A 26,757-nucleotide genomic window follows, 5' to 3' on the forward strand; every position below is an offset into this window, starting at 1 on the left:
TTTCACTTTTCACTAAATTAGTTATATTTTGCTGAAACTTCTTTTGCTACAGTCTCGATTACATCTGTAATTTCGTCTGTTAATTTCCCTGCTTTCAAAGCATCAAGAGTTGCTCTGTGTTTGTTGTTCAAGAATTCTAAGAAATCTTTCTCAAATTCTTTTACTTTATTCACAGGAACATTTCTCAACAAGTTTTTTGAACCAGCATAGATAATTGCAACTTGGTCTTCAACTGTATAAGGATCGTTCAAACCTTGTTTCAAGATTTCAACATTTCTTTTTCCTTTTTCAATTACGTTTAATGTAACAGCATCAAGATCAGAACCAAATTTAGCAAACGCTTCCAATTCACGGAATTGTGCTTGATCTAGTTTCAAAGTACCTGCTACTTTTTTCATTGATTTAATTTGTGCATTACCTCCCACACGAGATACAGAAATACCTACGTTAATTGCAGGACGTACTCCAGAGTTGAACAAATCTCCATCTAAGAAAATTTGACCATCTGTAATAGAGATTACGTTAGTTGGGATATATGCAGAAACGTCACCAGCTTGAGTTTCGATAATTGGTAAAGCTGTTAATGAACCACCACCTTTAACAATTCCTTTGATAGAATCTGGTAAATCATTCATGTTTTTAGCAATTCCATCATCAGCAATTACTTTACAAGCACGCTCTAATAAACGAGAGTGTAAGTAGAAAACGTCTCCAGGATAAGCTTCACGTCCCGGTGGTCTTCTTAATAAAAGAGAAACCTCACGGTAAGCAACTGCTTGTTTAGATAAATCATCATATACAATCAAAGCAGGACGACCTGAATCTCTGAAGTATTCACCAATAGCAGCACCTGCGAAAGGAGCATAAACTTGCATTGGAGATGGATCAGAAGCATTAGCAGCAACAATAATAGTGTAAGCCATTGCTCCTTTTTCTTCTAACATTTTTGCGATTCCAGCTACTGTTGAAGCTTTTTGCCCAATAGCAACATAGATACAATATACAGGTTGACCTGCATCGTAAAATTCTTTTTGATTTAAGATAGTGTCAATACAAACAGTTGATTTACCTGTTTGACGGTCACCAATAACCAACTCACGTTGTCCACGACCAACTGGGATCATAGCATCTACTGCTTTTACTCCTGTTTGTAATGGTTCAGTAACTGGTTGACGGAAGATAACTCCAGGAGCTTTTCTTTCTAAAGGCATTTCGAATAATTCACCACCGATTGGTCCTTTTCCATCAATTGGAAAACCAAGTGTGTTAACTACACGTCCTACCATTTCTTCTCCTACTTTAAGAGAAGCAATACGTTGTGTTCTTTTTGCAGTTGAACCTTCTTTGATTCCTGTTGAAGCACCTAAAAGTACCACCCCAACATTATCTTCTTCAAGATTCAATACAATAGCCTCAAGACCATTGTCGAATTCTACTAATTCTCCGTATTGAACATTAGAAAGCCCGTAAACACGAGCAATACCATCTCCAACATTAAGTACTGTTCCTACTTCTTCTAGTGTAGCACCAGATTCAAAACCTTCTACTTGCTTTCTTAATATTGCTGAAATTTCAGCAGGTTTGATTTCCGCCATCTTAATTTATAATTTAGACACTTATATGTGTAATAAAACTAATTACTTAACTCTCTTTTTAATACTTGTAATCTGTTAGCAACCGAAGCATTGTACTGCTTGTCGCCTATTCTTAAAATAAATCCTCCAATAATTGAAGCATCTACGATATTTTCAATAGTGATTTTTTTATCTGAAAGTGTTGCAATTTTAGCTAAAACTTTAGCTTCTAATGCAGCATCCATAGGAATAGCTGTAGTAACTTTAGCTACTTCAACACCATTCATAATGTCAGATAATTTACTGTATTCTAATGCAATTGCTTCTAGAATTTCGAATCTTTTGTTTTCAAATAACAAATGAAATAACCCTTGAGTTACACCATTTATTCCTTTAAAAACTTCTAAAAGTGCTTTTTCTTTAACCTCAACTGTTGTAGTTGGATTTTGAATAAAAGTACTCAACTCTAAGTTTCCACTGATTGTTGAAGCAATCAATTTCATATCGTTATTCACAACTTCAGCAATCCCTTTCGAGTTTGATAAATCTAAAATTGCTTTTGCATAACGAATTGCTGCTCTTGTACTTGCCATAATTAGTTCAGTTTTACGTCACCTAACATTTTCTCTACTAATTTAGTTTGAGATTCTTTATTAGATAATTCGTCTTTCAATACTTTTTCTGCAATACTCAATGACAAAGTTGAAACTTGTAATTTCAATTCAGCCATAGCCGCATTTTTTTCGCTTTCAATTGCTGCTTTCGCTTGCTCGATCATTTTTTGACCTTGAGCTTGCGCTTCATTTTTAGCATCAGCAACCATTTTTTCTTTCATTTCACGAGCATCTTTAAGCATGTTGTCACGCTCTAATCTTGCTTCTTGTAAAATACGTTGGTTATCTGCTTGAAGGTTTTGCATTTCTTTTCTAGCGTTTTCAGCTGATTCTAATGCATTTTTAATTCCTTCTTCTCTATCATTAACTGCATCAAGAATTGGTTTCCAAGCGAATTTTTTTAATAAGAATATTAATCCAACAAATATTACTACTTGCCAAATAAACAAACCAAACGAAAAATCATTTATTAACTTATCCATTATATATAATTATAAATTTTAAATTATGAATCTTTTTAAATTGCTATAAAATAACAATTTGTAATGTTTTAATTTTAAAAACAATAGTTGCAACCAACCGTTGCAACTATCGTCTTTGTGTTTTAATTAAGATGCGAATAACGCAGCGAAACCAATACCTTCAATAAGTGCAGCTGCAATAAGCATAGCTGTTTGGATTTTTCCTGAAGCTTCTGGTTGACGAGCAATAGCGTCCATTGCTGAACCACCAATTCTACCAATACCTAAACCTGCTCCGATTACAATTAATCCTGCTCCTACAATAGTTGGAATTTGCATAATATATATATTAAAAATTAAACATTCTTATTAATAGTCTAAAGTTGTAAAGTCTAATGTCATAAAGTCAAGCTGACTTTTAAACTTTCGACGTTTGACTTTCGACTTAATGGTGAGCTTCGTCATGATGATGCTCTTCATTTCCTGCACCAAAATAAAGGGCAGATAACATGGTGAAAATATATGCTTGTAAAAAAGCCACTAATATTTCAAGGATAGAAAGCGCAAACGCCAATCCAAAAGATAATGTGCTTCCAATCCAGCTTTTAAAGATAAACATTAAACCAATGATACTCATTAAAACTACGTGACCTGCTAAAATGTTAGCGTACAAACGTATCATTAATGAAAATGGCTTGATGATTGTTCCTAATAATTCAATTGGTGCCAAGATAAATTTCATTGGTGTTGGCACTCCTGGCATCCAGAAAATGTGTCCCCAATAATTTTTATTAGCGGAAAAAGTAGTGATTAAATATGTCAATAAAGCTAATGAAGCTGTTATTGCAATATTACCAGTTACATTAAATCCTAGTGGAGTTAATCCTAATATATTCAAGAAGAAAACAAAGAAAAATATAGTTAATAAATAACTCATGTATTTTTTATAATTCTTTTCTCCAATGTTTGGGATAGCAATTTCGTCTCTTACATATAATACAAGAGGTTCGAAGAAACGTCCTGCTCCAGAAGCAATTCCATTATTTTTAGCATATGATTTTGCTAATCCTCTAAATAAGAAAAACATTAAAAATGCAATTCCTAAAATCCCAACTACACTCTTAGTAATAGATAAATCAAGTGGTGTAACGTTAGTTGGATGTCCATGCTCTCCTTCGGTTAAAGTTCCGTTAGCATCTGTTTTGTATATTTTTTCATGGTGCAATACGTAGTAATTTCCATTGCTTTCCGCAACTTCTTCACCATGGTGGAATTTTGAAGAAGAAAAAACTTGTAAACCATTATCCCAAAGAATAATAGGTAGTGAAAAACCATAATGTTCACCAGTTTCTTCATTTGCAGAAATAGTAAAATCATGCGCATCTAAAAGGTGATGATTAATAAACTCTTTGATTTTAGATTTTACATCCGTTGGTTCAGCATGAGCTTCTTGTGATGCCTCGTGAGCTACTTCGGTTTCTACTTTTACAGAATCCTGTACCGGATTTGCAAAACTAATTAAAGGAAGACACGCTACTAAAGTCGCTATTATAAATCTAAGTGGTTTGTTTGAAATCACCATAACAGTTAAATATCTTAATTTATTACGTTTCTGAAATTTGGTGCAAAGGTACATTTTTTATTAATATTCAAAAGAATATAAAAAATTATTTTTCATGTTTTAAAAGTGATTTAAACACTTTTATTGCTTTTTACCTAATATCCGTATCGTTAGCATTGTCTCTATTGTCAAAAAGAGAATAAACGTCACAAAAAAATTCTTTTTATCCAATGCGTTGATTTCATTAGAAACCTTTAACAATGGTCTTAGAATAATAAAACATAGAATCATTTTGATGCTTGTTGCTAATAAAAATGAAATTCCGACATTGTCAAAACTTCGTTGTTTTATTTTTAATAAAACCAACATAATTACAACAGAAAAACTAAAAAATAACAGATAGAGTGTTTCTAATGAATAGTAAAAATCTGTGTCTTCAAATTTAAAGACCAAAAAAATCGTTTTGTGAATTAAATATGATCCAACTACAAGTAATAGTAAGCTTAAAAGAGGTTTGTATTGCTTTAGATTCATTGTGTTTACTTTTTGCTAAAAAAACAAAAGAATATTGCTTGCTTTTTAGGCTCTTGAAATAGGAAATTATTGTGATTTATTGATTTCGTTTACTTGCCTAATAACGTTATACAAGGCTAGTACAACACCTATCATTATTAGGATTTTATTATAATACACTTTAGGACTTGGATGTTTTTCATCCAGCCAGTCTCCTAAATAGGAAAAGAGAAAGATGATTGCCCCCATTTGAATAGGAATATTAATCAGGGCTAGCCATTTATTAAATTGTTTTTTGTTGGGTTTCTGATCCATCGTTTGGTATTAGATTTTTTACGTTGGTTTTCATAATACAAGAAGCGCTAAAATCAGCTCCTGGTTCTACGGATAATCTTCCAACAATAACCTCTCCGTGAATGCTAGCTTTGGATTTTACATTCAGCACTTCTAAAACTTGGATTTTGCCGTTGAACTTTCCTTCAATATCCGCATTTTTACAAACAATATCTCCTGTGATACTTCCTGCAGGACCAATTACAATTTTTCCATCAGATTGAAAATCGCCTATTAATTCGCCGTCTAATCTGAAATCTGCGTGCGAAATAATATTCCCTTTTATAATGGTTCCTTCAACTATTCTATTGGTTTTCCCTAAAAGTTCGGTGTATGATTTTGGCTTTTTATCAAACATAACTATTGGTTTTTTGATGCTAAATAAGTATCCAGATTTTTCTTGATTTGAATTATTTTGTAGTTTTCTTTTGAAACCACAATTGCAGGCTCAACAATTTTGAAATTTTTATTTTCTTTCAAAAGCAACGCAACATCATTTGCATATTCTTCTGACTGCATTCCATGAATCGTTATAAAGTTTTCTTTATCGGTATAAATATCATACGAATAAGACAACTTTTGAATGTTTTCATCCGTGATGAATTTTTTGATTTTATCTTCAATGGCTTTTGTAGATTTATCTTCTCTAGCGCCAACTTTATATAAAATTTTCCAGCTCTTAGTGTCTGTTTTATTAAAATTCATTTGCTCTAAAAACGGAATCTGAGTATTTAAAATTTCCTGTGCATTTTTACCTTCTTCTCGATTTGGATAATTATCGGCTATTTCTTGTAAGGCGTTTTTATAAGCAGTCAATCCGTATAACTTACCAATAGTATTTGCTTTGAGCAATTCGATTTTAGAAACAATTTCATCTCCCGAAAATTGATTTATTAATACAGTAGATTTCTCTAAAACAGTTGTAAATTTTTCGTCTTGATATAATTTATAAACAGCATTGTAGGCTGCTTCTGGAGATTCAATAGCGGAACTATTACTCACATTCGAATTATTTATAATCTGTGCATAGCGTGAATCTGGGAATTGTGCAGAAATCTTTTTCTTCATTTCCGCTGCTTTATTTGCATCCGTGATTTGATACATTTTATACAAATTATACATGGAAGGAAGAATCATTTTTTCTTCAGGATTGTTTTTTAATAACTGCTCTAGTTTAGCAATGGCTAACGGATATTCCTTGTATTTTTCTTTATAAATAATTCCCAATTGATAATATGCAAAATTACGTTCTTTGGCAATATTCTCAATTGTTGCTTGTTCTGTTGGGATTTGTTTTAGATAAAAACTAACCTCATATTTTTCTATTGGTTTATCCGGAGTAACTTTGTTTTCAGCAACCTCATTGTTATTTATAGTGTCATTTAGTTTTATAGAATTCGAATTTCCCGAAATTCTCCAATTTCCTGACAAAGTTCGGTCGCCCCAAATTTTCTTAAATTCTAATTTTCCAAACGCTACTGTAGTAGGGTTATAAAAATAGAAAACACTAGCATTTTCTTTTACAGAAGCATCTTTAATCGTTGGAGAAGTCGCTATAGCTTTTTTGGGATTGCTATAATCTACATTTGAATTCGGTTCAAAAGAAGATGTTGGCTTACTATTTCTATCAATATTGGCTTGGGTTTGTTTTTGCTTTTCTTCTAAAACTCTTTTGGCATCATCACTCGCTTTCTGTTTTACAATATAATTGTCAAAATATGTAATTCTATCTGCTTGAGACAATCCAACCAAATTCAAAATACTATCATTTATCTTAGCAATACCTTCATATTTTATAACCTCATCTAAATTTTTTCTGGTTTTTTGAATGTAAATGTATTCTCTAGTTTTAGCATCTAATTTTACTAAGGTACTGTCGTAATATTTTGCCGCAGTTGAATAATCCGTATTTTTAAAATACATGTTTCCAAGATTTCTATAATTTGAGGCATTCAAATACAAATCTTTAGAAGCTGTTTTCAGAGAAGCATTATAAAATTTCTTAGCTAATTTTTGATCTTTATTTGTGTCATAAAAAACCCCCATTTCATAAAATATAACATCTAAAAGCGGTCTGTTTTCTCGGTCTGCAACCAGTTTGTTATAGGTGTTTATAAACGCTTCTTTGTCGTCTTTTTGATAATCAAATAATTGTGCTTTTTTCGCATAGGCCTGAACCATATATTTTCTTTCGGCTTTTCGATTCATGTCAATAACCGATTGGTAGAAATAGGCTGCGCTATCCTTTTTGTCTGATTCTTGATACAACTGCCCCAAAATAAATCTATATCTCGCTTTTTCGGCATTTATTTTGGTATAGTCAACCGCTTTTTTTAATTTAGCTATAGCACTGTCTTTTTCTTCTAAATTCAAAAATGCTTCTGATAACAACGCATTTGCGTCTGCAAAAATTTGTTTTTTGAGTTGTTTATCTTTTAAAAGTTTATTGATGTTTTTAACCACCAAAGCATCATTTCCTAAACGCATATTGGTTTTTTCACGCCAAATTTTTGCGGTATAAATATTACTGCTGTTGGGATATTTATATAAAATATAATTGAATGCATCTAAAGCGGGAATAAATCTTTGGTCATAATAACGTGCTTGCCCAAGTAGCAAATACGCTTCATCTATCTGGGTATTTTTTTCGCTTCCACCAATGTTCATGGAATGTTTTTGGATTGCCTTTGTAGCTTTAGTTTCGGCTAATTCAAAATCGGTGTTTTTTGTTTTTCCATCAGGAGTAAAATCCTCCTTGATTTGCATTCTTTCAATTGGCAAACGTTTCCAAAAATTATCAACGCTATTCGCCTTTATGCTTTCAATTCCTTTGCCTAATGCAATTTGACCATTATACAAAATGTTATATTCTGTACTTAAAGCGTGGGAATTTCTAGCCAAAAAAGTGTTTTTCTTAGTAGAACAAGCTATCAAGAAAAAAAGGAAAATTAAAATATATGAGTATTTAAATGTATTGATTTTCAATGGGAAACGGTTTTATCCTTTAACTTCTAAAAAAAGGTTTTAGTATAATCACTTGTAAAAATACGTTTCTTTTTGAAATATAGAAATTTAAACCGCAAAAAACGCTTCTAGCTCCTGTAATGTCTCTTCAGATGTTTGAATATCTTTCACGATTTCACCTTTATTTAATACCACAATTCTATCACAAACATCGACTGTATGTTGTAAGTCATGACTGGAAACTAAAATGGTACTGTTGGGATTTTCGGCGAGTTCTTTGATGATTTTTTTCAATCGATTTACTGTTGTCGGATCCAAATTTGCAAAGGGCTCATCTAGAATTATCACTTCAGGATTGCCAATAAGTGTAGCAATAATTCCCACTTTCTTTTGATTTCCTTTGGATAAATCCCGTAAATATTTTTTGTTTTTAAGGATTTCACCGTTGAAAAATTCTTCATATTTCGCTAATAAAGCATCGACATCGGCTTTGTTTTGATTGCGTAAATCGCCAATGAAATAAAAATATTCTTCGGGTGTTAAGTAACCAATTAAAAAGCTTTCATCTAAAAAAGAAGCGGTGAATGGTTTCCAGTTTTCACTGCTATTTACTCGAACTTCGTTGTTGATAATATACCCCGTAGATGGCTGAATTAAATCCAAAAGCAAACTAAAAAATGTGGTTTTTCCAGCACCATTATTTCCTACTAATCCAAAACTTTGTCCTTTGGGAATTTCTAGATTTTCGATTTTTAGAACTGTTGTTCCGTTATATTTTTTTGAAAGTTCGTTTACTCGTATCATTTTAGAAAAGTTTATTCGGTTGTTCGTTGATTTGGTTTAATTTTCTTGTTGTTTAAAGCCTTCAATAGTAGCATATTTTCTTTTTCGAAAGCCTTCGGCAATTTTGTCTATTAGAAAACTTCTCATTCCTATCCCTATGATTCCAAGTGATGACAAAACTATTAAAGCTATTTCTGAATTTAAAATAGTAGAAACGCCGTAAAAAACTATTGCAGGAACTATCATTAAAGGCAATCCAACAATCCATTGGGTTGCGCCCGCTCCTTGATAATTCATAAAAGGACTTTTTTCTAAATCAATTTTCTTTTTGTTGTAAGAACCTGCAAATAATAAAATAGGGATATTTACTCCCAAATTATAGGTAGCACAAGCTAAATTAATTGCTAGAATTCTCCAACCAAAATAAAGATAAGGCGTACTCAAAATGGCTAAAATAACAATCGAAACCGACATTAATCCTGCTTTTGAAGTCAAATATTGTTTCATGGGAATATTTTGTGACATCATCATTCCGTAATAATTGCTGTCCCAAGAAGGAATAAATTGTCCAAAATTGAGCATAAAAATTCCTGTCATCAAGATTCCCACCACTACAAAAAAGGACGGTGTATCTTTATAATGTGGATTCGTGTAAATCATTAATCCGTAAGCCAAAAAAAGAAACGACATCCAAACCGTAGTTCGTGGTCGTTTGTTTCTCCAAATTAATTTTAAATCCAATTGTAAAAAAGGAGCAATTTCACCAAAGCGTTTTGTCCAACCTAAATCAGTTGTAGTTGCTACTTGCTGCGTTTTTGATTGTAAGCTGTTATCCAAATAAAAATTATGTTTTAAATAACTGAAATTCAAAAAGTAAATTCCTGCCAAAATCAAAATTGGAATAATTACTAATAAAGGTTGTTCTATCAATGTGTTTAAAACCGTTCCAATCGCGGTGCTGATTTTAAAAATATTGAAATATTCTACTGCCGCTAAAGCCAAACCGAAAACCACAAAAACAAGAAAGGTTTTAATATTTTCAGCAAACTTCTTCTTTATTAAAAAATTGGTGTAATTAACAATCAAAGTCAAAATATACATCGTCAACATCCAAACTAATATGTTGATAATATTATAATTAGCATTCAAAATACACGTTGTCCCAAAAGGGATAATAACCAATAATGAAAAAATATTATAAACCGAAGTCAGGCTTTTGAGTAATACAAAATGAATAACTTTCTCTTTCTTTATAGGCAAAACCAGCAATGGTTTAATATTCATAACTGGCAAACTTTGCATAAAAAATCGCAAAATAAAATCAATAACCATCCAGAAAATCACAAAATTATTTACAATCAATATTGGTTTCTGGTTGGGGAAATTTTGCTCTAAAATAGGATACAAAGCAATTCCTAAAAGCAAAAAAGCAAGTAAAAAATAAACCGCCACAAACCCCATTACTATTTTTAGACCTATGCTTTTTCCTAAACTTGCCGAACGAAAAAAGGCCTTAAACTCAAGATTAATAAAATGTTTGAACATAATACGATTTTAATGTTTTTTTATTAGTAGTTAAATGTAAGAAAATGTTACGCTTTTTTTAACTTATATTCTGGGTAAGTTACATCTAATTAAAAAAATTGGCAATTATAATCTCCATTTATTTGTCGTTTCCTACTTTTGTAAAAAAATAAATCACATGCCGTCTTTTTTAAAACTTATTATAAAAGAAGTAAAACGCGAAACCAAAGATGCGGTTTCCGTACTTTTTAATGTTCCTGAGGAATTAAAACCAAACTATACTTTTGTTGCGGGTCAATATATTAATCTTAGACTTACCTTAGACAATCAAGAGATTCGTCGTGCGTATTCGCTTTGTTCTGCTCCCGAAAGTGGGGAATTAAGAATCGCTGTAAAAGCAGTAAAAAATGGACTTTTTTCACAGTTTGCCAATACAAAACTAAAAGCAGGTGATGTGCTTGAAGTAGGGAAACCGGAAGGAAAATTTACTTTCGAACCACAAATTGATCGTCAAAAAAACTATGTTGCTTTTGTAGCTGGTAGCGGAATCACGCCTGTGCTTTCTATCTTAAAATCGGTTTTAAAAAGCGAACCTAAAAGTTCTTTTGTATTAGTTTATGGTAATAAATCCCCTGAGGAAACTATCTTTCACCAAGAGTTGCACGATTTGCAATTGCAATATGTAGGACGTCTTTTTGTGCATTATGTTTTCAGTCAAGCCAAAGCAGAAAATGCATTATTTGGACGAATTGATAAATCAGTAGTGAATTTTGTTTTAAACAACAAACACAAAGAATTAGAATTTGATAAGTTCTATTTATGTGGTCCTGAGGAAATGATTAATACTGTTTCTGGTGTTCTAAAAGAAAAGAATATCAAAGAATCAGCGATAAAATTTGAGCTGTTTTCTTCTTCTGCGAAAGAGCATAAAATTGAAAAATCATTAGAAGGACATACTAAAATTACCATCTTTGTTGATGATGAGGAAACGACTTTTGAAATGTCTCAAAAGCAAACTATTCTTGACGCTGCATTGAAACAAGGTATTGATGCTCCGTATTCTTGTCAAGGCGGAATTTGTAGTAGTTGTTTAGCCCGAATTACTTCTGGAACAGCCGAAATGACTAAAAATTCTATTCTTTCTGATAAAGAAATTGCTAAAGGATTAATCCTGACTTGTCAAGCACATCCGACCTCAGAAAATCTTTCAATAGATTTTGATGACGTATAAACGATAATTATTTCTATAAATGAAACTTCTCTGAAAAGGGAAGTTTTTTTATTTTAATGACGTGGTGATTTTTTCAACAATAGTTTCAGGAGTAATCGTTCTCATGGCATTTTCATAGCCTTCCACTTTTTTATTTCCATAAACGGATGTGGGTAATTTTGGAAACAAATTTCTATCTGAAACCAATGCGTTTTCTAAAGGTTGATTGAAAGGTGAAAATCCCGCAAAAGGATGAGTTGCGCCCCAAAGCGTAATCACTTTTACACCTAACATGGCTGCAATATGTGCATTTCCAGAATCCATAGAAAGCATTACATCAAGGTTACTGATGAGTTGTAATTCTTGCTGAAATTTCAGTTTACCAGCCACTGTAATTACATTTTGTTTATTGGCTGAAAGCGAATTCAAGATTTCTATTTCTTTTTTTCCTCCGCCAAAAAGCAAGATTTTATAGAATTTTCCTAAATTTCGAGATTCTGATAATTGGTTGATGACTTCCTGCATCAAATCCAAAGGATACACTTTGGAATCGTATTGTGCAAATGGAGCAATCCCAATTAGTGTTTTATTTTCTTCGCCAATTACCGCTAGAATTTCCGGACTTAAAACTGCTTTTTCAGGAAAAACTGTCCCGACACTTCGGGATGATAAATCAACCGTAAAACCGAGTTGTTCAAAAACTCTTACGTGCCTTTCAAACATAGTTGGTAATGGTTTGAAAGTTTTATTTTCGGCTTGAGTCAAGGCTTTTTTCTCCGCTCTCCCTTTATCAACTGCAGCCACTTTTTTGCCATATAAACTAAAAAAAGTACGGACAACTTTAGACCGCAATACATTGTGCAAATCTGCGAAAGCATCGATATGAAGTACTTTTAAATCTTGGAACAAACGTAACAATCCTATAAATCCTTTGTGCCGTTCTTTTTCATCGAAAGCAAAAAAAGAAATATTAGGAATTTCTTCGAAAAAAGGTTTGAAAAAAGGACGAGAAACTAACGTAATTTTTACTTCTGGATACTGCTTTACAAAGGCGCGTAAAACAGGAACCGTCATGGCGACATCTCCCATTGCGGAAAGTCTCATGACGGCTATATGCTTTATTTTATTTGACAATTTTGAGGTTGTCAAAAATTATTTTTTGGCTTGATACAGAACTGGGTTCAAATCATCATCATTGTACATTTTCATTTGTTTGTACACTTTCATGAATTTATCGCCGTTTTCAATGTCCGTCAATAAATCATCAATAGCAGTTGATAAATCTGTTCTTTGCTCCAATAAAATGTTTAATTTTTCTTGACATTTATCTCTATGTTCTTGAGTAGCTTCAGCACGAGTAGCTTCTTCTTGCATATGATAAATTTTCAATGCTAAAATCGACAATCTGTCAAAAGCCCAAGCTGGACTTTCTGAATTGATTTTGGCATTTTCTTTTACATTTACATGACTGTATTTTTGAAGAAAATAACTATCAATATATTCCACCATATCAGTACGTTCCTGATTAGAGGCGTCAATTCTTCTTTTTAGAGTTAAGGCAGCAACTGGATCAATTTTTGGATCCCTAATGATGTCCTCAAAATGCCATTGAACGGTATCAATCCAGTTTTTTAAGTACAATAAATGTTCAAATTTATCTTTTGGAAAAGGATTGTTAATAGGCTGATCTACATTATCAAACTGATGATAATCTTTAATACTTTGTTCGAAAACAGAATAAGCTAATTTTGAAAACATATCTTTATATATTAAAAGACAAAGATACTTTTTATACTTTTATAGTATGAAAAAAAGTTTTAAAGTTTTATTTCAAAATTCAAAGTCTTAAATCTAACATCTTCATTTATGCAAATCCATCATCTTTCGGAAAATAATAGTGTTCTCAATCATTTTTTGGCAGAAATACGAGATGTTTCCATCCATAATGATAGTATGCGTTTTCGTAGAAATATAGAGCGTATTGGCGAAATAATGGCTTATGAATTAAGCAAAAATCTTCATTATGACGAAGTTGATATTAAAACTCCGCTTGGCATAAAAAAAACATCTAAAATAAAAGACCAATTGGTTTTATGCACCATTTTAAGAGCTGGTTTAACCCTGCACCAAGGTTTTTTGAACTATTTTGATGCTGCCGAAAATGGATTTATTTCTGCTTACAGATACCATCCCAATCATGATGATGCCTTTGAAATTAAAGTCGAATACCAAGCCGTTGCTGATATTAATGGGAAAAATATGTTGCTTCTTGATCCTATGTTAGCCACAGGACAATCTATAGTTGCGGTTTATAATAGATTAATGGAAAGAGGTACGCCAAAAGAAATTCATATTGCCGTAGTTATTGCTGCCCCGGAAGGAATTGATTATCTTGAAAAACATTTACCCAACACTTGCCATCTATGGATTGCTGCCTCAGATGAGAAACTCAATGAACACAGTTATATTGTTCCAGGATTAGGAGATGCGGGGGATTTAGCTTTTGGAGAAAAATTATAATTGCGAGAAAAACGCAAATAAACTACATAAAATAAAGATTCCTAAAACTAATTCTTGCTTTAATTTTTGTTGCGCCAGTTCGATATGAGCGGTTGCCATAATAGATAATGGAGCAAAAGTAAAAATCAACAAATCATTGCTTTTATTAGATGAAATTAAGAAAATAACAACTCCAATAAAAAAGCACGCAATTATTTTCTTGAATGACGTATGCAACAATAACGGTCTATTTGAAAGAGTCGCAAACATTGAAACTACAAAAAACAAAGCTATTGACACAAAGATTGACAAAGCACCATTTTGATAGTTATTAACGAAATAATCTATTTTGAAATTTACCGTTACACTTTTGGTTATATAATTAACGACATCAATTCCAAAAAATATTGAAAAAAGCATAAAGATAATTGTTGCCGTAAAAAGTGCTATAAAAGGAAGAATCCAGTTCCTGTAATCTCTTGATACATGAAAAATAATTGAGATAAATACAAGCACAATATACAGAATACTCCAAAAATGAAATAATGCAGCCACAAAAATCCATAATGAGGCATCAAATATTTTTTCCTTAGATGCTTTTAGTGATTGCAAAGAAATCAATCGGCGGAGTGCTAATAAAATAAAAAAATTAGCCAGAATTAAATTTAAATTATCTAATACCGAAGGAAAGAAAATAAGAAATAAAAAGTAGAAAAAAATGGTGTAGCTACTGTCTTTACTCAGTCCGTTTTTCTTAACAACAAAATTAGTAATGAATACCGAAGCTAATAAAAAAGTAATTAATCCTACCCTATGAAAAATCATCACGCCCATATTCATCCAAGATAAATCTTGAAATTGGTAGATTAAAAAGAAAACTAGTATTAAAAATACAACCAAAATGTAATTTAATGGTGTAGATTTTTTAAAAACACTTGTTATCATAAGGATATTTTATACTTTTGTGACTGTAAATATAATACTTGTTTAAAAAGGAAACCAAGAAGTTTAAAAAAGATTAGTCAATACTTAAATCTTTTACTTTATAATCATTTCCAAAACAATATAAATAACAACATAATTTTATAGCATTATGAAAGCATTTTTTGAAGGAATACAATATTTATTTGTAAACATCTTATTCGCACCACTAGATTTTTTAAGATCTTTAGAGCTTAGCTCTTGGTTTGGAGCTAATACAATCAACTGGATATTCATGATTATATGTGCATCTGCGATGGTATATTGGATCAAACAATTAAGAATTTTTGACGAAGCAGGAACAGAAAATCAAGATACTACCGCTCATTCTTTTTTAAAATAATTTAAAAAAGAATGAGCGATACTTGGAAACTATTTTAAATCGTTTCCAATATCTTTTCTAAAATACATCTTATCAAAATTTAGTTTATCTATGTTTTGGTAAGATTTTTTTATGGCCTCTTCAAAATTGTCCCCATATGAAGTAACGGTCAAAACCCTACCTCCATTAGAAAGCACTTGTCCGTTTTCTAGTTTTGTACCTGCGTGAAAAACAATTGAATCCGAAATATTTTCTAATCCAGAAATTACTTTTCCTTTTTCAAAATCTTCTGGATATCCTCCTGAAACAACCATAATTGTTGTTGCGCTTCTTTCGTCTACTTCCAATGTTATTTCAGCTAATTTTTCATTGGCTACAGCCAAAAATAATTCTACCAAATCCGTTTTTAATCTTGGAACAACTACTTCTGTTTCTGGATCGCCCATACGAACGTTATATTCAATTACAATTGGTTCGTTTTTCACATTTATCAAACCAATAAAAACAAAACCTTTATAAGGAATTCCATCTTTTTGAAAACCTTCGATCGTTGGTTTTACAATACGTGTTTCGATTTTTTCCATCAAAACAGCATCAACATAAGGAACTGGGGAAACTGCTCCCATTCCACCTGTATTCAATCCGGTGTCGCCTTCGCCAATACGTTTGTAATCTTTAGCTGTTGGCAGGATTTTATAGCTTTTACCATCTGTAAGTACAAAACAGCTTAACTCAATTCCGTCCAAAAATTCTTCAATTACCACTTTTGAACTTGCATCACCAAATTTTTGATGAACAAGCATATTTCTTAATTCTTCTTTGGCTTCAGCCAAATCGTGAATAATCAAAACGCCTTTTCCTGCTGCTAATCCGTCTGCTTTTAAAACATACGGAGGTTGTAATGTTTCTAAGAAATCACATCCTTTTTCAACCGTTTCGGCCGTAAAACTATCGTAAGCAGCTGTTGGGATTTTATGTCTGATTAAAAATTCTTTAGCAAATTCTTTACTTCCTTCTAATTGTGCTCCAATTTTTGATGGTCCAATAACTGGAATATGACTCAATTCAGCATCATTTAAAAAGAAATCGTAAATTCCTTTTACCAAAGGATCTTCTGGACCAACTACAATCATCTCCACTTTTTCCTGAAGAACAAATGCTTTTATAGTGTCAAAATCAGTTGGGCTAATGTTAATATTATTGGCTATTGCAGCAGTACCCGCATTTCCTGGTGCTACAAAAAGTTTGTCACAAAGCGGACTTTGAATCATTTTCCATGCAAATGCATGCTCTCTTCCGCCCGAACCCAATAGTAAAATAGTCATGATGTGTTTTATTTTAGTTGTGGTGCAAAAATAATTGCTTTTGAACGTAAAAAATAATTAATTTTCAAAAAGTTGTTCGTTATTCCGCTTTAGTGGTAGGTAAATATTATTTTTGATAAAATATACGCTCAAAATGCTTCCATTTTTCGACATCTCTTTAAAACTAAATGGTTTTCCAATTAAGGAAGCCAAAACCGAATTGAAGCAAATCGTCGATTTATCCGAAAAAGAATATCAGGTTTTTCTTGAAAAACAGAAGACGAAAATTGTCACATTTCATTTGCAAAATAATCCTTTTTACCAAAAATTAGTAGCGCCTATTTCTTTAAAAAAATGGGAAAATTTACCTGTTTTAAAAAAGAAAAATCTTCAAAAACCTCTCATAGAAAGGCTTTCGAAAGGCTATAATTTAAAGAATAGTTACATCAATAAAACTTCAGGTTCCAGTGGTGATCCTTTTATTTTTGCCAAAGATAATTATAGTCATGCATTAACTTGGGCTTCAAATAGCTATCGTTTTGCTTGGTATGGAATAGATTTTAATTCCTCTTATCAAGCACGTTTTTATGGAATTCCGATGGATTTTATTGGAAATAAAAAAGAACGTTTCAAGGATTTTTTAGGTTCTCGATTTCGGTTTACAATTTTTGATTTGTCAGATGAAATTCTAGAGCGTTTTCTAAAACATTTTCAAAGAAAAAAATTCGATTATATCAACGGATATACTAGTTCAATTGTGTTATTTGCTAAATTTTTGCAGAAAAAAAACATCATTTTAAAAGATATTTGCCCGAGTTTAAAAGTATGTATGGTCACTTCTGAAATGCTTTTTGAAGAAGATAAAATACTTTTAGAAAAACAATTTGGCATTCCTATCGTCAATGAATATGGGGCTTCGGAACTGGATTTAATTGCTTTTGAAAATCCTCAAGGAGAATGGCAAGTCAATTCAGAAACCTTGTTTGTCGAAATTTTAGACAAAAACAATCAAGCTGTTCCAAACGGTACTGAAGGCAGGATTGTTATTACTTCCTTATTCAATAAAGCACATCCATTCATTCGATATGATATAGGTGATATTGGAATTTTGGACGAAAAAAGCACCTTACAAAAACCCATTCTAAAGAAATTAATAGGTAGAACTAATGATGTTGCGATTTTGCCCAGCGGAAAAAAATCGCCTGGACTTACATTTTATTATGTAACCAAAAGCATTATTGAAGATGATGGAAACGTTAAAGAATTTGTGATAAAACAAACCAAAATAGATACTTTTGAAGTTGAATATGTAAGTGAAAATGAATTAGATTTGGTACAAATACAAAAAATAGAACAAGCGATTGCTCTGTATTTAGAACCCAATTTGATATTTACTTTTTATAGAAAAAACTCTTTGGAAAGAAGCAATCGAGGAAAATTAAAACAATTTAAATCAATGATTAAATAGTTTTAATATACCTTGGTTTTAGTACTAATTGAGTGAATAAAAAACCAATCATACACACTATAGAAAGGGCTAAATTATATTTATGAAACAATCTATAAACGGAGAAATTGTGTTTGATCAAATCAACTTTTGAGGCTGATATGGAGTTTTGTCTAATTCTATAATAGGCTAAACTTTCTGGAATGGGATTCGCACTTTTAATTTTCTTAAAAATAGTAAGCCAATGCATCCAATCCTGTCTTTTACGAATGGAAGAAATAGCAATTTTTCCAAAATAATTTACATCGTAGATTCCGGTAAGATTGCCAACATAATTACAAAAAAACAACTGTTTATAAGTAAGTAACTTAGGGCATTCAACCGTTTTATGTAACGATTTCCCTTCTTCATCAATGCAATCATAAAAGGAGAATGTAAATGGTAAATTCTGCTTTGTAAGAAACTCAACTTGTTTGTCCAGCTTATTTGGTTTCCATAAATCATCTGCGTCTAAAAACGCAATATAACGTCCTTTTGCGTGATTCAAAGCGTAATTTCTAGCTATGCCCGTTCCTGAATTCTGTTCGAGTTGAAAAAATTGAATTCTTTTTTCATTTAGGGCAATTTCTTTTACAATGACAACTGTATTATCCGTTGATTTATCATCAACCAAAATTATTTCCCAATTGTTATAGGTTTGGTTTTGGACAGACAAAATAGTTTGTGCAATAAATTTTTCAGCATTAAAAGCGGGTATAATTATGGACACTAATGGTTTTTCCATTTTAATATGCTTTTTCTTCTCCTTTTAAAATATTGACAACTGTTTGGTAAATAATTTTTAAATCAAGTAAAAATGACCAGTTTTCGATATAAAAAACATCAAATTTTACTCTATTAATCATGTCTTGATCCTTTTCTATTTTACCTCGATATCCGCTTACTTGCGCTAATCCAGTAATTCCTGGTTTAACACAATGCCGAACCATATATTTTTTTATTCGATTTCCATACTCAATATTTTGAGCCCAAAGATGCGGACGTGGTCCCACAACTGACATATCTCCCAATAAAACATTTAGAAACTGTGGCATTTCATCGATACTTGTTTTTCGCATAAATTTCCCCACTTTAGTCACTCGAGGATCATCCTTTGAAATTTCTTCCTCAGATGTTTTATTGATTCTCATCGATCTTAATTTGTAACAAAAAAATTCGTTTTCACCAATTCCAGGTCTCCCTTGTTTAAAAAAAACAGGCCCATTCGATTCTAATTTTATTAAGACTGCAAGAATTGGAATTAGCCAAGATAATATTCCAATTATAACAATCAATGAAAAAACAATATCAAATGTTCTTTTAAAAATCTTTATTGCTGGATTGTGAAGTATTGTCTTTTGTGATGGAAATGTAGTGTAAAATTCCACTCCTAAATTCTTTGAAAAAATCTCTTTCGGGTCAGAAATAAATTTTAAGGTTTGAGTTTCAACAACACCATTGTCAACGACAAGGTTTTTGAAATCCACAAATTCACCTTTCATGATCTGATTTGACTTTTTGTCTGAAAAATATTTTGGAACATTTAACTCCATTAGACGGAAACCTCTTTATTTAATGTAATTAGAAAAATCTTTATGCTCTTCTTTTGAAAGCTCTTCTTTTGATAATGATTTGAAATAATCATACGTGATTTTCATTCCTTCTGCACGACCAACTTTTGCCTCCCATCCGAGCAAGTTTTTAGCTTTAGTAATGTCCGGTTGTCGCTGCAAAGGATCATTTATAGGCAATGGGTGGTAAACTACTTTCTGATTAGTTCCTGTCAGTTTTATAATTTCATCTGCAAAATCTTTGATTGTTATTTCGTCTGGATTCCCGATATTGACCGGGTAAACATAATCCGAATGCAACAGCCTGAAAATCCCCTCAACTTGATCGTCTACATAACAAAAAGAACGGGTTTGCATTCCATCACCAAAAATAGTCAAATCTTCCCCGCGAATTGCTTGACCAATAAATGCAGGAATAACTCTACCATCATTTAAACGCATTCTTGGTCCGTAGGTGTTAAAAATTCTGACAATTCTAGTCTCAACACCATGAAAGGTATGGTAGGCCATTGTTATTGATTCCTGAAAACGTTTTGCTTCATCATAAACGCCTCTTGGGCCTATAGTGTTTACATTCCCATAATACTCTTCTGTTTGTGGATGAACCAATGGGTCTCCATAAACTTCAGAAGTCGACGCTATAAGAATTCTAGCTTTTTTCACTCTTGCTAATCCTAAAAGATTGTGTGTTCCTAACGATCCTACCTTTAAAGTTTGAATAGGAATTTTCAAATAATCAATTGGACTTGCTGGTGAAGCAAAATGCAATATGTAATCTAATTTACCCGGGACATGAACAAATTTTGTGATATCATGATGATAGAACTCAAAATTTTCAAGTTTGAATAGGTGTTCGATGTTTTTTAAATCTCCTGTTATAAGATTATCCATTCCTATTACAAAATAGCCTTCTTTAATAAAACGGTCACAAAGATGTGAGCCTAAAAATCCAGCAGCCCCAGTGATAAGTATTCTTTTCATAAGTCATTTTTACGTTTGCAAGATATAAATTATCGCGTAAACTATTGGGCTCCTTGGGCTAGTTTCTATAAATTTAACGCTACTAAATCAATTCAAATAAACAATGCGTTTATAATGAATTCCTTTTTTGTCAATTATAGGTTTCGATGCGGCAGATTTCCTAATTGTTTTTATATATTTTTGTGGTACTTAAACTCATTTATTTTGAAAGTTGTCCATGTTGTTGAAGCTTTAGCTGGTGGAGTTCATACGTATTTCAATGATTTATCCTTTTTTTTTGGAGATCATGAAATAAATGAGACTATTGAAACCACTATTATTTATAGTGGCAATCGAAAGGAAATTGATTCTGAAAAAATAAAAGAGGAATTTTCAAATGGAGTTGCGCTACTTGAACTCCCTATGGTTAGGAATTTCTCTCCCATTCAAGATATAAAATCAACAATAGCCTTAATTGCAATACTTCGAAAACTTAAGCCTGATGTTGTTCATCTTCATTCTTCCAAAGCTGGAGTTTTAGGCAGATTATCTTGTGTGTTTTTATTCAAGAAAAAGAAGATTTTTTACACCCCTCATGGCTATTCTTTTCTTCGAAAGGACATCACTCTTTGGAGTAGAAAAATGTATTGGTTTATTGAAAAAAGTACTCAGAAACTCTTTGGAGGCAAAACAATTGCTTGCGGCGATACCGAATATAAAATTGCTAAAACACTGGGTGAATCCTATTTAGTAAGAAACGGAATTGATGTTGCGTATGTCAATAATGTAAGCAAAGAAAAAACGAATAAAACACTAACTCTTGGAATTTTAGGACGAATTACTTTTGCAAGAAATCCTAAGCTTTTCAATGAAATTGCCTTAAAGTTTCCCGATTTTAATTTTGTTTGGATTGGAGATGGCGAATTAAAACACCTGATAAGCGCCCCAAATATTGTTGTAACCGGATGGTTTAAACAAAGAAACGATGCATTAAAAGAACTTTCAAAAATTGATATATACATTCACACATCGCTTTGGGAGGGTTTGCCAATTGCCATATTAGAAGCAATGGCAATGAAAAAACCAGTTCTGGCAACTAATTTAATAGGAAATAAAGATGTTGTTGTTCCTGCCGAAACAGGGTTTCTTTTTAATACAATTGAGGAACTCGATGCGTATTTAGAAATCCTAAAAGAAGAAAAAACAAGAAAGATATTTGGAGAAAAAGCATTAGAAAGATGTTCTACTTTATTCGATAAAAACAAGAATTTTAAAAACCTGATTTCTATTTATCAGCAATAATTCTCTCTTGTAACCAATAACTTCCGAAAATTGAAAACCACAATCCGCTAAATGCAATTCCGTCAAAACGAAGCAAAAAATCATCAGTAAGATTTGAAGTAAAAAAAATAAAAAAGAAAGCAATAATAAGTGGATTTTTCAAATCAATACCTAAATATCCAATCGTAAAAATATATAACAGAACCACTAAAGGACCTAGGATTCCAAATTTTAATAAGAAATCCAAAAACTGATTGTGAGTTGGGAATTCATATTTTGCCAAAAAATGCTGGTTCGTTTGTTTGTAATATTTAATTAACGCTGGTTTTCCATCCGAAGCTCCTACCCCAAAAGGAAGGTTTTTTAACGAAAGTTCCCAAGCCGATTTCCATATGGATACTCGAGTAACTAAGGAATTAAACACTTTTGCTTCAGGGTTTTCAATCGCATCAAGTTTGCCAACTTTATCCATATAGGCAAAGGTTACCGAAGAATATTTTTGAATCATATACGGATTCTTTTGGACAAAAAATAAAGAGATGCTACCCAATAAAATCAATCCTAAAGCGAATATTGAAACGCTCTTTTTGAAACTATATTTTTTAAAAACTTCAAAAAAGAAGATTAAAATAAAACCCACCAAAGCGTTAAATAAAGCCATTCGGGTATTTACAAAAAGCACAAAGAAAAAGGAAAGTAGCAAAATGAAGATACTCGCTGCTTTAATCAAGTTGCTTTTTCTTTGTTGAAAAAAACGAAAAACAAAATAAATAACACAAATTGTTACAAATGCCAAATGCATGTTTAGCGCAGGCGCATGAATACCAATACTATTAGAAAAAGCATATCCTATTTCCCATAAATCAATTCCTTGCCAGTATTTATGTATTAGTTCTGGTGCTATAAAAACAAACCGAACAAAGAAAAAAAGAATCAAAATAGTAGTAAAAATCGAATAGATTCGAAGGAATTTAAAAAAATTAATTCGCTGAAAATTACCTAAAATAAACAAGGGGAAAACTAGTAAGGAAACGCTTTTTTCGAGCGATTTTATTCCCATTAAATACAAATCATTATTCCAAAAAAACAGTATTTCTAAAAGCAATGGTGACGCAATAATTGTCCCTAATAGCAAGGAAGTTCTGGTGAATTTTAATTTTTTTAAAAACAGTAAATTAAATGCCGCAAAAAGAATAATTAAGCCCGTACACGGTTTTCTAAAAATCATTGCAATTGCAATGAAAACCAGAAAAGTATTCCATATTTTATTAAAATTCTTTTCTGAAATACTCATAGTATAAAGCATAATAGATTAAAGGAAAAATTCCTATTTTATGTCGGGTTGCGGTTCCTAAATCCGGTTCAAATATTCCTTGAACTATGAAATAGGAAAACAAAATAAGCAAAGTCCAAAGCAAATATCGGTATTGTTTTCTATCGGCTAAACATATAGAAAACCGCACAAAAAGAATATAGAAAAGTAAAATTTGCCAAATTATAAAAACAATAATTTGTGGTGAAAAAATATGTTTAAATCCTTCCAACGGAATATTAACTGCAAAAAATCCATAAACAATACCCACCGTTTCCCCGTACCAAGTATCGGTTTTAATAGGCGAAACAATAATTGAATTTGCATCTTTCGAATTCATTCGTTCCATATTTACTAAATCGCGAGAACCTTCTGACAGATGTTTTCCTTTGATGACACCAACGCTTAGTGAGATAAAAATAGCTAGTAACAATCCATAAAAAATAGAGGAAAGCGCTTTGTTTTTAAAATCAACTAAGGTTATACCATACATTCCTATCGCTATTATGGGAATTAACAAAAAATAGGGTCGGAAAAACAGCCCAAAAAAGGCTATTATTATCAAGGACAATGTCACTTTATATTTTGAAGGTATTTTATCGGAATAAAAAACAAAAGGCAAAATCGATACGTAAATAAATGTGATAAACTCTTTTGAAGGCATCGAAATAAAAATGGCAATCATAAAAAAACCACTATATACTAAAAAGTTTTTTACGTTTATTTTATGGAAATTAGTTGGTATACCTATTTTGTACAAAACATAAATTATGATTGGATATTGAATCAATGCTACTATTGCATAGGGTAAGTATTTTAATCCGGTTATTGTATAAAAAAAGGAGGAAAATGGATAACTCCCAGAAATTCCTTCCTCGCTGAATTTATGCAAAACGATTGTTTGTGCATCATAAAAAAATTTCTCCGGCAAGACAAAAGAAGCCAATATTGCAACTACTAAATTTGCAATAAATAACCCTAAAAAAATTGCCGTTTCCTTCTTTACTAAAAGTTGCATTTTGTATTAAAATAATGATTTATAAAGTGCAATATGTTTTTCTATCATGTGCTGAATGTCATTTTTCTTGGCTCTTTCTTTACAAGATGAAGCAATTTCCATATAATATTCCGGATCATTAATCAACTTCATTACCTGAACAGCGAGTTCTTTTGCGTTTTCTTTTTCAAAAAGAATCCCTGCATTTTGAACAACATCCGAAACCCCAGAAACATCCGATGCAATTAATGGTTTTCCTGCCGCCATTGCTTCTAAAGCAACCAAAGGAAACCCTTCGTGAAAAGTACTTAAAATAGAAATATCTGCTGTTTTCAATAATTCAGGCACATCCATTCGAAGGCCTAAAAATAAAACTCTATCTGACAAGTTCAGCTTTTGAACTAGATTTTCACAATTTTTTTTCAATTCGCCATCGCCAACTAATACCAACTTAACATTTTGTGGCAAAAACTGCAATGATTTGATTGTTGTTTCCTGATCTTTTGGAAAACAAAATCTTGATACTTGAATCAATAGAATATCTTCCGAACTGAATAAATTAGAAATTTCACTTTTAGAATAGGGTTTAGCTTGATAAAATTTTTCTAAATCTATGCCGTTTTCAATCACCTCAAACTTAGATTTTGACTCTCCAGTATAGTTGTATATAATTTGGAAAACTTCCTCTTTAACACAAATTATTTTATCATAAAACCGATATATAAATTTATCAATTCCCTTAATAAAATAATTTTTCATCCTCGGATTACTGGTAGTGTGCTCTGTCAATAGTAGCTTAATTTTCGAAAAAGAAATAATTTTCGCAAGAACTACCCAATATTGCGAAGGGAACAAATGAACCTGAACAATATTGTATTTTCTCAAAAAAGGAATAATTTTTAGGCAATTTATCGGATTATAAATTGAACCAGAACCTAATGAATGTATTTTGCAGCATCCCGTTTCTTTTAAGGTTTTTAAAAAAGGGTGTTCTTTGCCGTTCAAAACGAGAAGATCCATTTCAATTCCGTTTTTTCTATACAAAGGCAAACTGTCCAAAAGTAATTTTTCTGCTCCACCAGAACCCATATTGCCTATTATTTGTAGTATTTTCATTTGTGTAATTATTAATAAACAACATCTGGGATTCGAGAACTTAATTCAAAAAAACTTTCACTTTATCTTTGTAATAAATTATTCCAGACGCAAGAACATTCCAAAAAAAGGAACTTACAACAAAAGCTATTGCCGCTCCAGACATTCCAAATTCAGGTATTAAAAACCTATTTAAAACAAAATTTATAATTACCGAAGCCAGAAGAATTCCCTGAAAAATATGCTGTCTTCCAGTCATATTTAAATAAACAGATGCCGATCCAAAAGCAGAACAAATGCCCTGTCCTATTATCAAAATTAGTAACGCTTGTTGTGCCGCCACATAATCATTCCCAAAAAAGCGTAAAATTTTTTCCGAAAAAATAACAATAAATACAACCAATGGAAATGTCAAAATAAAAATTAAACGAGAACTGTTTTTTAACATTCTATTCAATTCTATGTTGCTATGGATTGAAAAGCATTCCGCTATTTTTGTAGAAATAGTGATGTTAACAGTAACAATGACTATTGAAAGAACGGTCATTAATTTGACTGCCAATGAATAAAAAGCAACCGTTGCATCGCCTTTATATTTTTTTAAAAACATAACATCAAGACTCATCAGCAGGAACAGCGCCATTCCGCTTATTGCAATAGGATAAGACTTGTTGATTATTTCTTTGTATGCAATAGGCTCTGAATTTGGACCCGATGCTTTTCTAAAATAATTGAACACTAAAACCGTAGTAAAAGCTGAAAGTATAAGGAACCCTAACAGAAAAACATCAACTAAATAGGTCTCATTGTGAAGATAAAACAATGCAATTGCGCCAAAGATTAAAGGGAAATATTTAATAATATTTCTAAATAATTCGGCAATGTATAAATGATTTAAAGCTCTAAAAACCTCCGTATTTAATGTTGTTAAAGCTGAAAAAAACAAAATAATAGCCGATTTCAAAAGAATTAAATATACCGCTTCATCCGAAAAAAAAGAGTTGATAAAATTCTTGTCTATACTTAGAACAATCAATACTAAAATTATGGACATTGAAAACAGTATAAAAACCATTTTTATATAGATTTGTTTCAGTGCGCTTAAAGCATTATCCCCTTTAAATTTCCCTCTAAAATATAAAATGGACTGATCGCAGCCCAACAAACAAATACTGCCTGCTACCAATAAAAAAGAACGCACAAAATCATATTGTCCAACTATTTTGGGACTAAAATTTTTGGTGAAAAACAAAGTAAATCCAAACAAAACTAGCACTCCTATAACTCTTAAGATTAATGTGATTAAACTTTGTAAGATATAAGGGTTGTTTTTAATTTTTTGAAGATAACTACTAAATATTTTCAACATATTAATTTCTAATAATTTATTTATTTTCCTTCAATATGAGAAT

General features: G+C 31.6%; 26 protein-coding genes. 5 read left to right on the forward strand and 21 right to left on the reverse strand.

Annotated features, from left to right (window positions below):
* Positions 1–17 precede the first annotated feature (17 nt).
* The 10 genes from atpA to C8C88_RS05770 form a co-directional block, all read right to left on the reverse strand.
* Positions 18–1,595: a F0F1 ATP synthase subunit alpha gene (gene atpA, locus C8C88_RS05720; RefSeq protein ID WP_121337189.1), complete on the reverse strand. Its 1,578-nt coding sequence runs from the start codon at positions 1,593–1,595 to the stop codon at positions 18–20.
* Between the two features lie 38 nt (positions 1,596–1,633).
* Positions 1,634–2,167 (reverse strand): ATP synthase F1 subunit delta, encoded by a 534-nt coding sequence (atpH, locus tag C8C88_RS05725; protein WP_121337190.1) that lies wholly within the window; start codon positions 2,165–2,167, stop codon positions 1,634–1,636.
* 2 nt (positions 2,168–2,169) lie between these two features.
* On the reverse strand, positions 2,170–2,670 hold the full coding sequence (locus C8C88_RS05730; protein WP_121337191.1) for a F0F1 ATP synthase subunit B: 501 nt from the start codon (positions 2,668–2,670) through the stop codon (positions 2,170–2,172).
* Between the two features lie 126 nt (positions 2,671–2,796).
* The gene (atpE, locus tag C8C88_RS05735) at positions 2,797–2,988 is read right to left on the reverse strand and encodes an ATP synthase F0 subunit C (protein WP_007136870.1); all 192 of its coding nucleotides are present in this window, start codon (positions 2,986–2,988) and stop codon (positions 2,797–2,799) included.
* A gap of 106 nt (positions 2,989–3,094) precedes the next feature.
* Positions 3,095–4,231, reverse strand: coding sequence for a F0F1 ATP synthase subunit A (gene atpB, locus C8C88_RS05740; protein WP_121338584.1), 1,137 nt, complete (start codon positions 4,229–4,231; stop codon positions 3,095–3,097).
* 579 nt (positions 4,232–4,810) lie between these two features.
* The gene (locus tag C8C88_RS05750; RefSeq protein ID WP_121337193.1) at positions 4,811–5,038 is read right to left on the reverse strand and encodes an AtpZ/AtpI family protein; all 228 of its coding nucleotides are present in this window, start codon (positions 5,036–5,038) and stop codon (positions 4,811–4,813) included.
* Positions 5,007–5,414, reverse strand: coding sequence for a polymer-forming cytoskeletal protein (locus C8C88_RS05755; RefSeq protein WP_121337194.1), 408 nt, complete (start codon positions 5,412–5,414; stop codon positions 5,007–5,009). Before C8C88_RS05755 ends, C8C88_RS05750 begins: the two co-directional genes overlap by 32 nt.
* A 2-nt stretch (positions 5,415–5,416) precedes the next feature.
* Positions 5,417–7,957 carry a gliding motility protein gene (locus C8C88_RS05760; RefSeq protein WP_370453788.1) on the reverse strand — a complete coding sequence of 847 codons (2,541 nt, stop codon included), beginning with the start codon at positions 7,955–7,957 and terminating at the stop codon, positions 5,417–5,419.
* A 171-nt stretch (positions 7,958–8,128) separates the two neighbouring features.
* Positions 8,129–8,824 carry an ABC transporter ATP-binding protein gene (locus C8C88_RS05765; protein WP_121337196.1) on the reverse strand — a complete coding sequence of 232 codons (696 nt, stop codon included), beginning with the start codon at positions 8,822–8,824 and terminating at the stop codon, positions 8,129–8,131.
* A 36-nt stretch (positions 8,825–8,860) separates the two neighbouring features.
* The gene (locus tag C8C88_RS05770) at positions 8,861–10,348 is read right to left on the reverse strand and encodes a DUF5687 family protein (RefSeq protein WP_233549315.1); all 1,488 of its coding nucleotides are present in this window, start codon (positions 10,346–10,348) and stop codon (positions 8,861–8,863) included.
* A 157-nt stretch (positions 10,349–10,505) separates the two neighbouring features.
* Between C8C88_RS05770 and C8C88_RS05775 the strand changes: the two genes are divergently transcribed.
* Positions 10,506–11,558 carry a ferredoxin--NADP reductase gene (locus C8C88_RS05775; protein WP_121337197.1) on the forward strand — a complete coding sequence of 351 codons (1,053 nt, stop codon included), beginning with the start codon at positions 10,506–10,508 and terminating at the stop codon, positions 11,556–11,558.
* A 48-nt stretch (positions 11,559–11,606) separates the two neighbouring features.
* On the opposite strand, the gene C8C88_RS05780 is transcribed toward C8C88_RS05775, so the two are convergent.
* The gene (locus C8C88_RS05780; protein WP_121337198.1) at positions 11,607–12,641 is read right to left on the reverse strand and encodes a glycosyltransferase family 9 protein; all 1,035 of its coding nucleotides are present in this window, start codon (positions 12,639–12,641) and stop codon (positions 11,607–11,609) included.
* A gap of 48 nt (positions 12,642–12,689) precedes the next feature.
* Positions 12,690–13,295: a DUF4254 domain-containing protein gene (locus C8C88_RS05785; RefSeq protein ID WP_121337199.1), complete on the reverse strand. Its 606-nt coding sequence runs from the start codon at positions 13,293–13,295 to the stop codon at positions 12,690–12,692.
* A 108-nt stretch (positions 13,296–13,403) separates the two neighbouring features.
* Here C8C88_RS05785 and upp point away from each other — a divergent pair, with 108 nt between their 5' ends.
* Positions 13,404–14,057, forward strand: a complete 654-nt coding sequence (upp, locus tag C8C88_RS05790) for a uracil phosphoribosyltransferase (RefSeq protein WP_121337200.1) — start codon at positions 13,404–13,406, stop codon at positions 14,055–14,057.
* Here upp and C8C88_RS05795 read toward each other — a convergent pair.
* A complete protein-coding gene (locus C8C88_RS05795) occupies positions 14,052–14,981 on the reverse strand; it encodes a DUF6427 family protein (protein WP_121337201.1) in 930 nt (309 codons plus the stop codon). The genes upp and C8C88_RS05795 overlap by 6 nt on opposite strands.
* 148 nt (positions 14,982–15,129) lie before the next feature.
* Between C8C88_RS05795 and C8C88_RS05800 the strand changes: the two genes are divergently transcribed.
* The gene (locus C8C88_RS05800; protein ID WP_121337202.1) at positions 15,130–15,360 is read left to right on the forward strand and encodes a uracil phosphoribosyltransferase; all 231 of its coding nucleotides are present in this window, start codon (positions 15,130–15,132) and stop codon (positions 15,358–15,360) included.
* A gap of 29 nt (positions 15,361–15,389) precedes the next feature.
* Here the strand turns inward: C8C88_RS05800 and purD are convergent, their stop codons facing one another.
* The gene (gene purD / locus C8C88_RS05805; protein WP_121337203.1) at positions 15,390–16,664 is read right to left on the reverse strand and encodes a phosphoribosylamine--glycine ligase; all 1,275 of its coding nucleotides are present in this window, start codon (positions 16,662–16,664) and stop codon (positions 15,390–15,392) included.
* Between the two features lie 133 nt (positions 16,665–16,797).
* Between purD and C8C88_RS05810 the strand changes: the two genes are divergently transcribed.
* Positions 16,798–18,111 (forward strand): phenylacetate--CoA ligase family protein, encoded by a 1,314-nt coding sequence (locus tag C8C88_RS05810; protein ID WP_121337204.1) that lies wholly within the window; start codon positions 16,798–16,800, stop codon positions 18,109–18,111.
* Here the strand turns inward: C8C88_RS05810 and C8C88_RS05815 are convergent.
* The 3 genes from C8C88_RS05815 to C8C88_RS05825 all read right to left on the reverse strand — a co-directional run bounded on the left by C8C88_RS05815 (position 18,104) and on the right by C8C88_RS05825 (position 20,681).
* Positions 18,104–18,874: a glycosyltransferase family 2 protein gene (locus C8C88_RS05815; protein WP_121337205.1), complete on the reverse strand. Its 771-nt coding sequence runs from the start codon at positions 18,872–18,874 to the stop codon at positions 18,104–18,106. The genes C8C88_RS05810 and C8C88_RS05815 overlap by 8 nt on opposite strands.
* Before the next feature lies 1 nt (position 18,875).
* Complete coding sequence (locus C8C88_RS05820) at positions 18,876–19,631, reverse strand: sugar transferase (RefSeq protein ID WP_370453789.1); 756 nt, start codon at positions 19,629–19,631, stop codon at positions 18,876–18,878.
* Positions 19,632–19,697: 66 nt separating this feature from the next.
* Positions 19,698–20,681 carry a UDP-glucuronic acid decarboxylase family protein gene (locus tag C8C88_RS05825; protein WP_121337207.1) on the reverse strand — a complete coding sequence of 328 codons (984 nt, stop codon included), beginning with the start codon at positions 20,679–20,681 and terminating at the stop codon, positions 19,698–19,700.
* Between the two features lie 204 nt (positions 20,682–20,885).
* On the opposite strand from C8C88_RS05825, the gene C8C88_RS05830 reads away from it, so the two are divergent.
* The gene (locus tag C8C88_RS05830; protein WP_121337208.1) at positions 20,886–21,962 is read left to right on the forward strand and encodes a glycosyltransferase; all 1,077 of its coding nucleotides are present in this window, start codon (positions 20,886–20,888) and stop codon (positions 21,960–21,962) included.
* Here the strand turns inward: C8C88_RS05830 and C8C88_RS05835 are convergent.
* The 4 genes from C8C88_RS05835 to C8C88_RS05850 are packed head-to-tail and all read right to left on the reverse strand — an operon-like array spanning position 21,946 to position 26,714.
* Entirely contained in the window at positions 21,946–23,235 is a 1,290-nt protein-coding gene (locus C8C88_RS05835) for an O-antigen ligase family protein (protein WP_121337209.1), read from the reverse strand. The genes C8C88_RS05830 and C8C88_RS05835 overlap by 17 nt on opposite strands.
* Positions 23,210–24,271 (reverse strand): hypothetical protein, encoded by a 1,062-nt coding sequence (locus tag C8C88_RS05840; RefSeq protein WP_121337210.1) that lies wholly within the window; start codon positions 24,269–24,271, stop codon positions 23,210–23,212. Before C8C88_RS05840 ends, C8C88_RS05835 begins: the two co-directional genes overlap by 26 nt.
* Positions 24,272–24,277: 6 nt before the next feature.
* Positions 24,278–25,366 carry a glycosyltransferase gene (locus C8C88_RS05845; protein WP_121337211.1) on the reverse strand — a complete coding sequence of 363 codons (1,089 nt, stop codon included), beginning with the start codon at positions 25,364–25,366 and terminating at the stop codon, positions 24,278–24,280.
* 40 nt (positions 25,367–25,406) lie between these two features.
* On the reverse strand, positions 25,407–26,714 hold the full coding sequence (locus C8C88_RS05850; protein ID WP_121337212.1) for an MATE family efflux transporter: 1,308 nt from the start codon (positions 26,712–26,714) through the stop codon (positions 25,407–25,409).
* Positions 26,715–26,757: the final 43 nt, after the last annotated feature.

Origin of the sequence: Flavobacterium sp. 123, assembly GCF_003634825.1 — a bacterium.
Classification (GTDB): domain Bacteria; phylum Bacteroidota; class Bacteroidia; order Flavobacteriales; family Flavobacteriaceae; genus Flavobacterium.

Excerpts from the sequence above, each read along its gene's own strand:
- atpA (WP_121337189.1), bottom strand. The coding sequence starts at position 1,595 with ATGGCGGAAATCAAACCTGCTGAAATTTCAGCAATATTAAGAAAGCAA.
- atpH (WP_121337190.1), bottom strand. The coding sequence starts at position 2,167 with ATGGCAAGTACAAGAGCAGCAATTCGTTATGCAAAAGCAATTTTAGAT.
- C8C88_RS05730 (WP_121337191.1), bottom strand. The coding sequence starts at position 2,670 with ATGGATAAGTTAATAAATGATTTTTCGTTTGGTTTGTTTATTTGGCAA.
- atpE (WP_007136870.1), bottom strand. The coding sequence starts at position 2,988 with ATGCAAATTCCAACTATTGTAGGAGCAGGATTAATTGTAATCGGAGCA.
- atpB (WP_121338584.1), bottom strand. The coding sequence starts at position 4,231 with ATGGTGATTTCAAACAAACCACTTAGATTTATAATAGCGACTTTAGTA.
- C8C88_RS05750 (WP_121337193.1), bottom strand. The coding sequence starts at position 5,038 with ATGGATCAGAAACCCAACAAAAAACAATTTAATAAATGGCTAGCCCTG.
- C8C88_RS05755 (WP_121337194.1), bottom strand. The coding sequence starts at position 5,414 with ATGTTTGATAAAAAGCCAAAATCATACACCGAACTTTTAGGGAAAACC.
- C8C88_RS05765 (WP_121337196.1), bottom strand. The coding sequence starts at position 8,824 with ATGATACGAGTAAACGAACTTTCAAAAAAATATAACGGAACAACAGTT.
- C8C88_RS05770 (WP_233549315.1), bottom strand. The coding sequence starts at position 10,348 with ATGTTCAAACATTTTATTAATCTTGAGTTTAAGGCCTTTTTTCGTTCG.
- C8C88_RS05775 (WP_121337197.1), top strand. The coding sequence starts at position 10,506 with ATGCCGTCTTTTTTAAAACTTATTATAAAAGAAGTAAAACGCGAAACC.
- C8C88_RS05780 (WP_121337198.1), bottom strand. The coding sequence starts at position 12,641 with ATGAGACTTTCCGCAATGGGAGATGTCGCCATGACGGTTCCTGTTTTA.
- C8C88_RS05785 (WP_121337199.1), bottom strand. The coding sequence starts at position 13,295 with ATGTTTTCAAAATTAGCTTATTCTGTTTTCGAACAAAGTATTAAAGAT.
- upp (WP_121337200.1), top strand. The coding sequence starts at position 13,404 with ATGCAAATCCATCATCTTTCGGAAAATAATAGTGTTCTCAATCATTTT.
- C8C88_RS05795 (WP_121337201.1), bottom strand. The coding sequence starts at position 14,981 with ATGATAACAAGTGTTTTTAAAAAATCTACACCATTAAATTACATTTTG.
- C8C88_RS05800 (WP_121337202.1), top strand. The coding sequence starts at position 15,130 with ATGAAAGCATTTTTTGAAGGAATACAATATTTATTTGTAAACATCTTA.
- purD (WP_121337203.1), bottom strand. The coding sequence starts at position 16,664 with ATGACTATTTTACTATTGGGTTCGGGCGGAAGAGAGCATGCATTTGCA.
- C8C88_RS05810 (WP_121337204.1), top strand. The coding sequence starts at position 16,798 with ATGCTTCCATTTTTCGACATCTCTTTAAAACTAAATGGTTTTCCAATT.
- C8C88_RS05815 (WP_121337205.1), bottom strand. The coding sequence starts at position 18,874 with ATGGAAAAACCATTAGTGTCCATAATTATACCCGCTTTTAATGCTGAA.
- C8C88_RS05820 (WP_370453789.1), bottom strand. The coding sequence starts at position 19,631 with ATGAAAGGTGAATTTGTGGATTTCAAAAACCTTGTCGTTGACAATGGT.
- C8C88_RS05825 (WP_121337207.1), bottom strand. The coding sequence starts at position 20,681 with ATGAAAAGAATACTTATCACTGGGGCTGCTGGATTTTTAGGCTCACAT.
- C8C88_RS05835 (WP_121337209.1), bottom strand. The coding sequence starts at position 23,235 with ATGAGTATTTCAGAAAAGAATTTTAATAAAATATGGAATACTTTTCTG.
- C8C88_RS05840 (WP_121337210.1), bottom strand. The coding sequence starts at position 24,271 with ATGCAACTTTTAGTAAAGAAGGAAACGGCAATTTTTTTAGGGTTATTT.
- C8C88_RS05845 (WP_121337211.1), bottom strand. The coding sequence starts at position 25,366 with ATGAAAATACTACAAATAATAGGCAATATGGGTTCTGGTGGAGCAGAA.
- C8C88_RS05850 (WP_121337212.1), bottom strand. The coding sequence starts at position 26,714 with ATGTTGAAAATATTTAGTAGTTATCTTCAAAAAATTAAAAACAACCCT.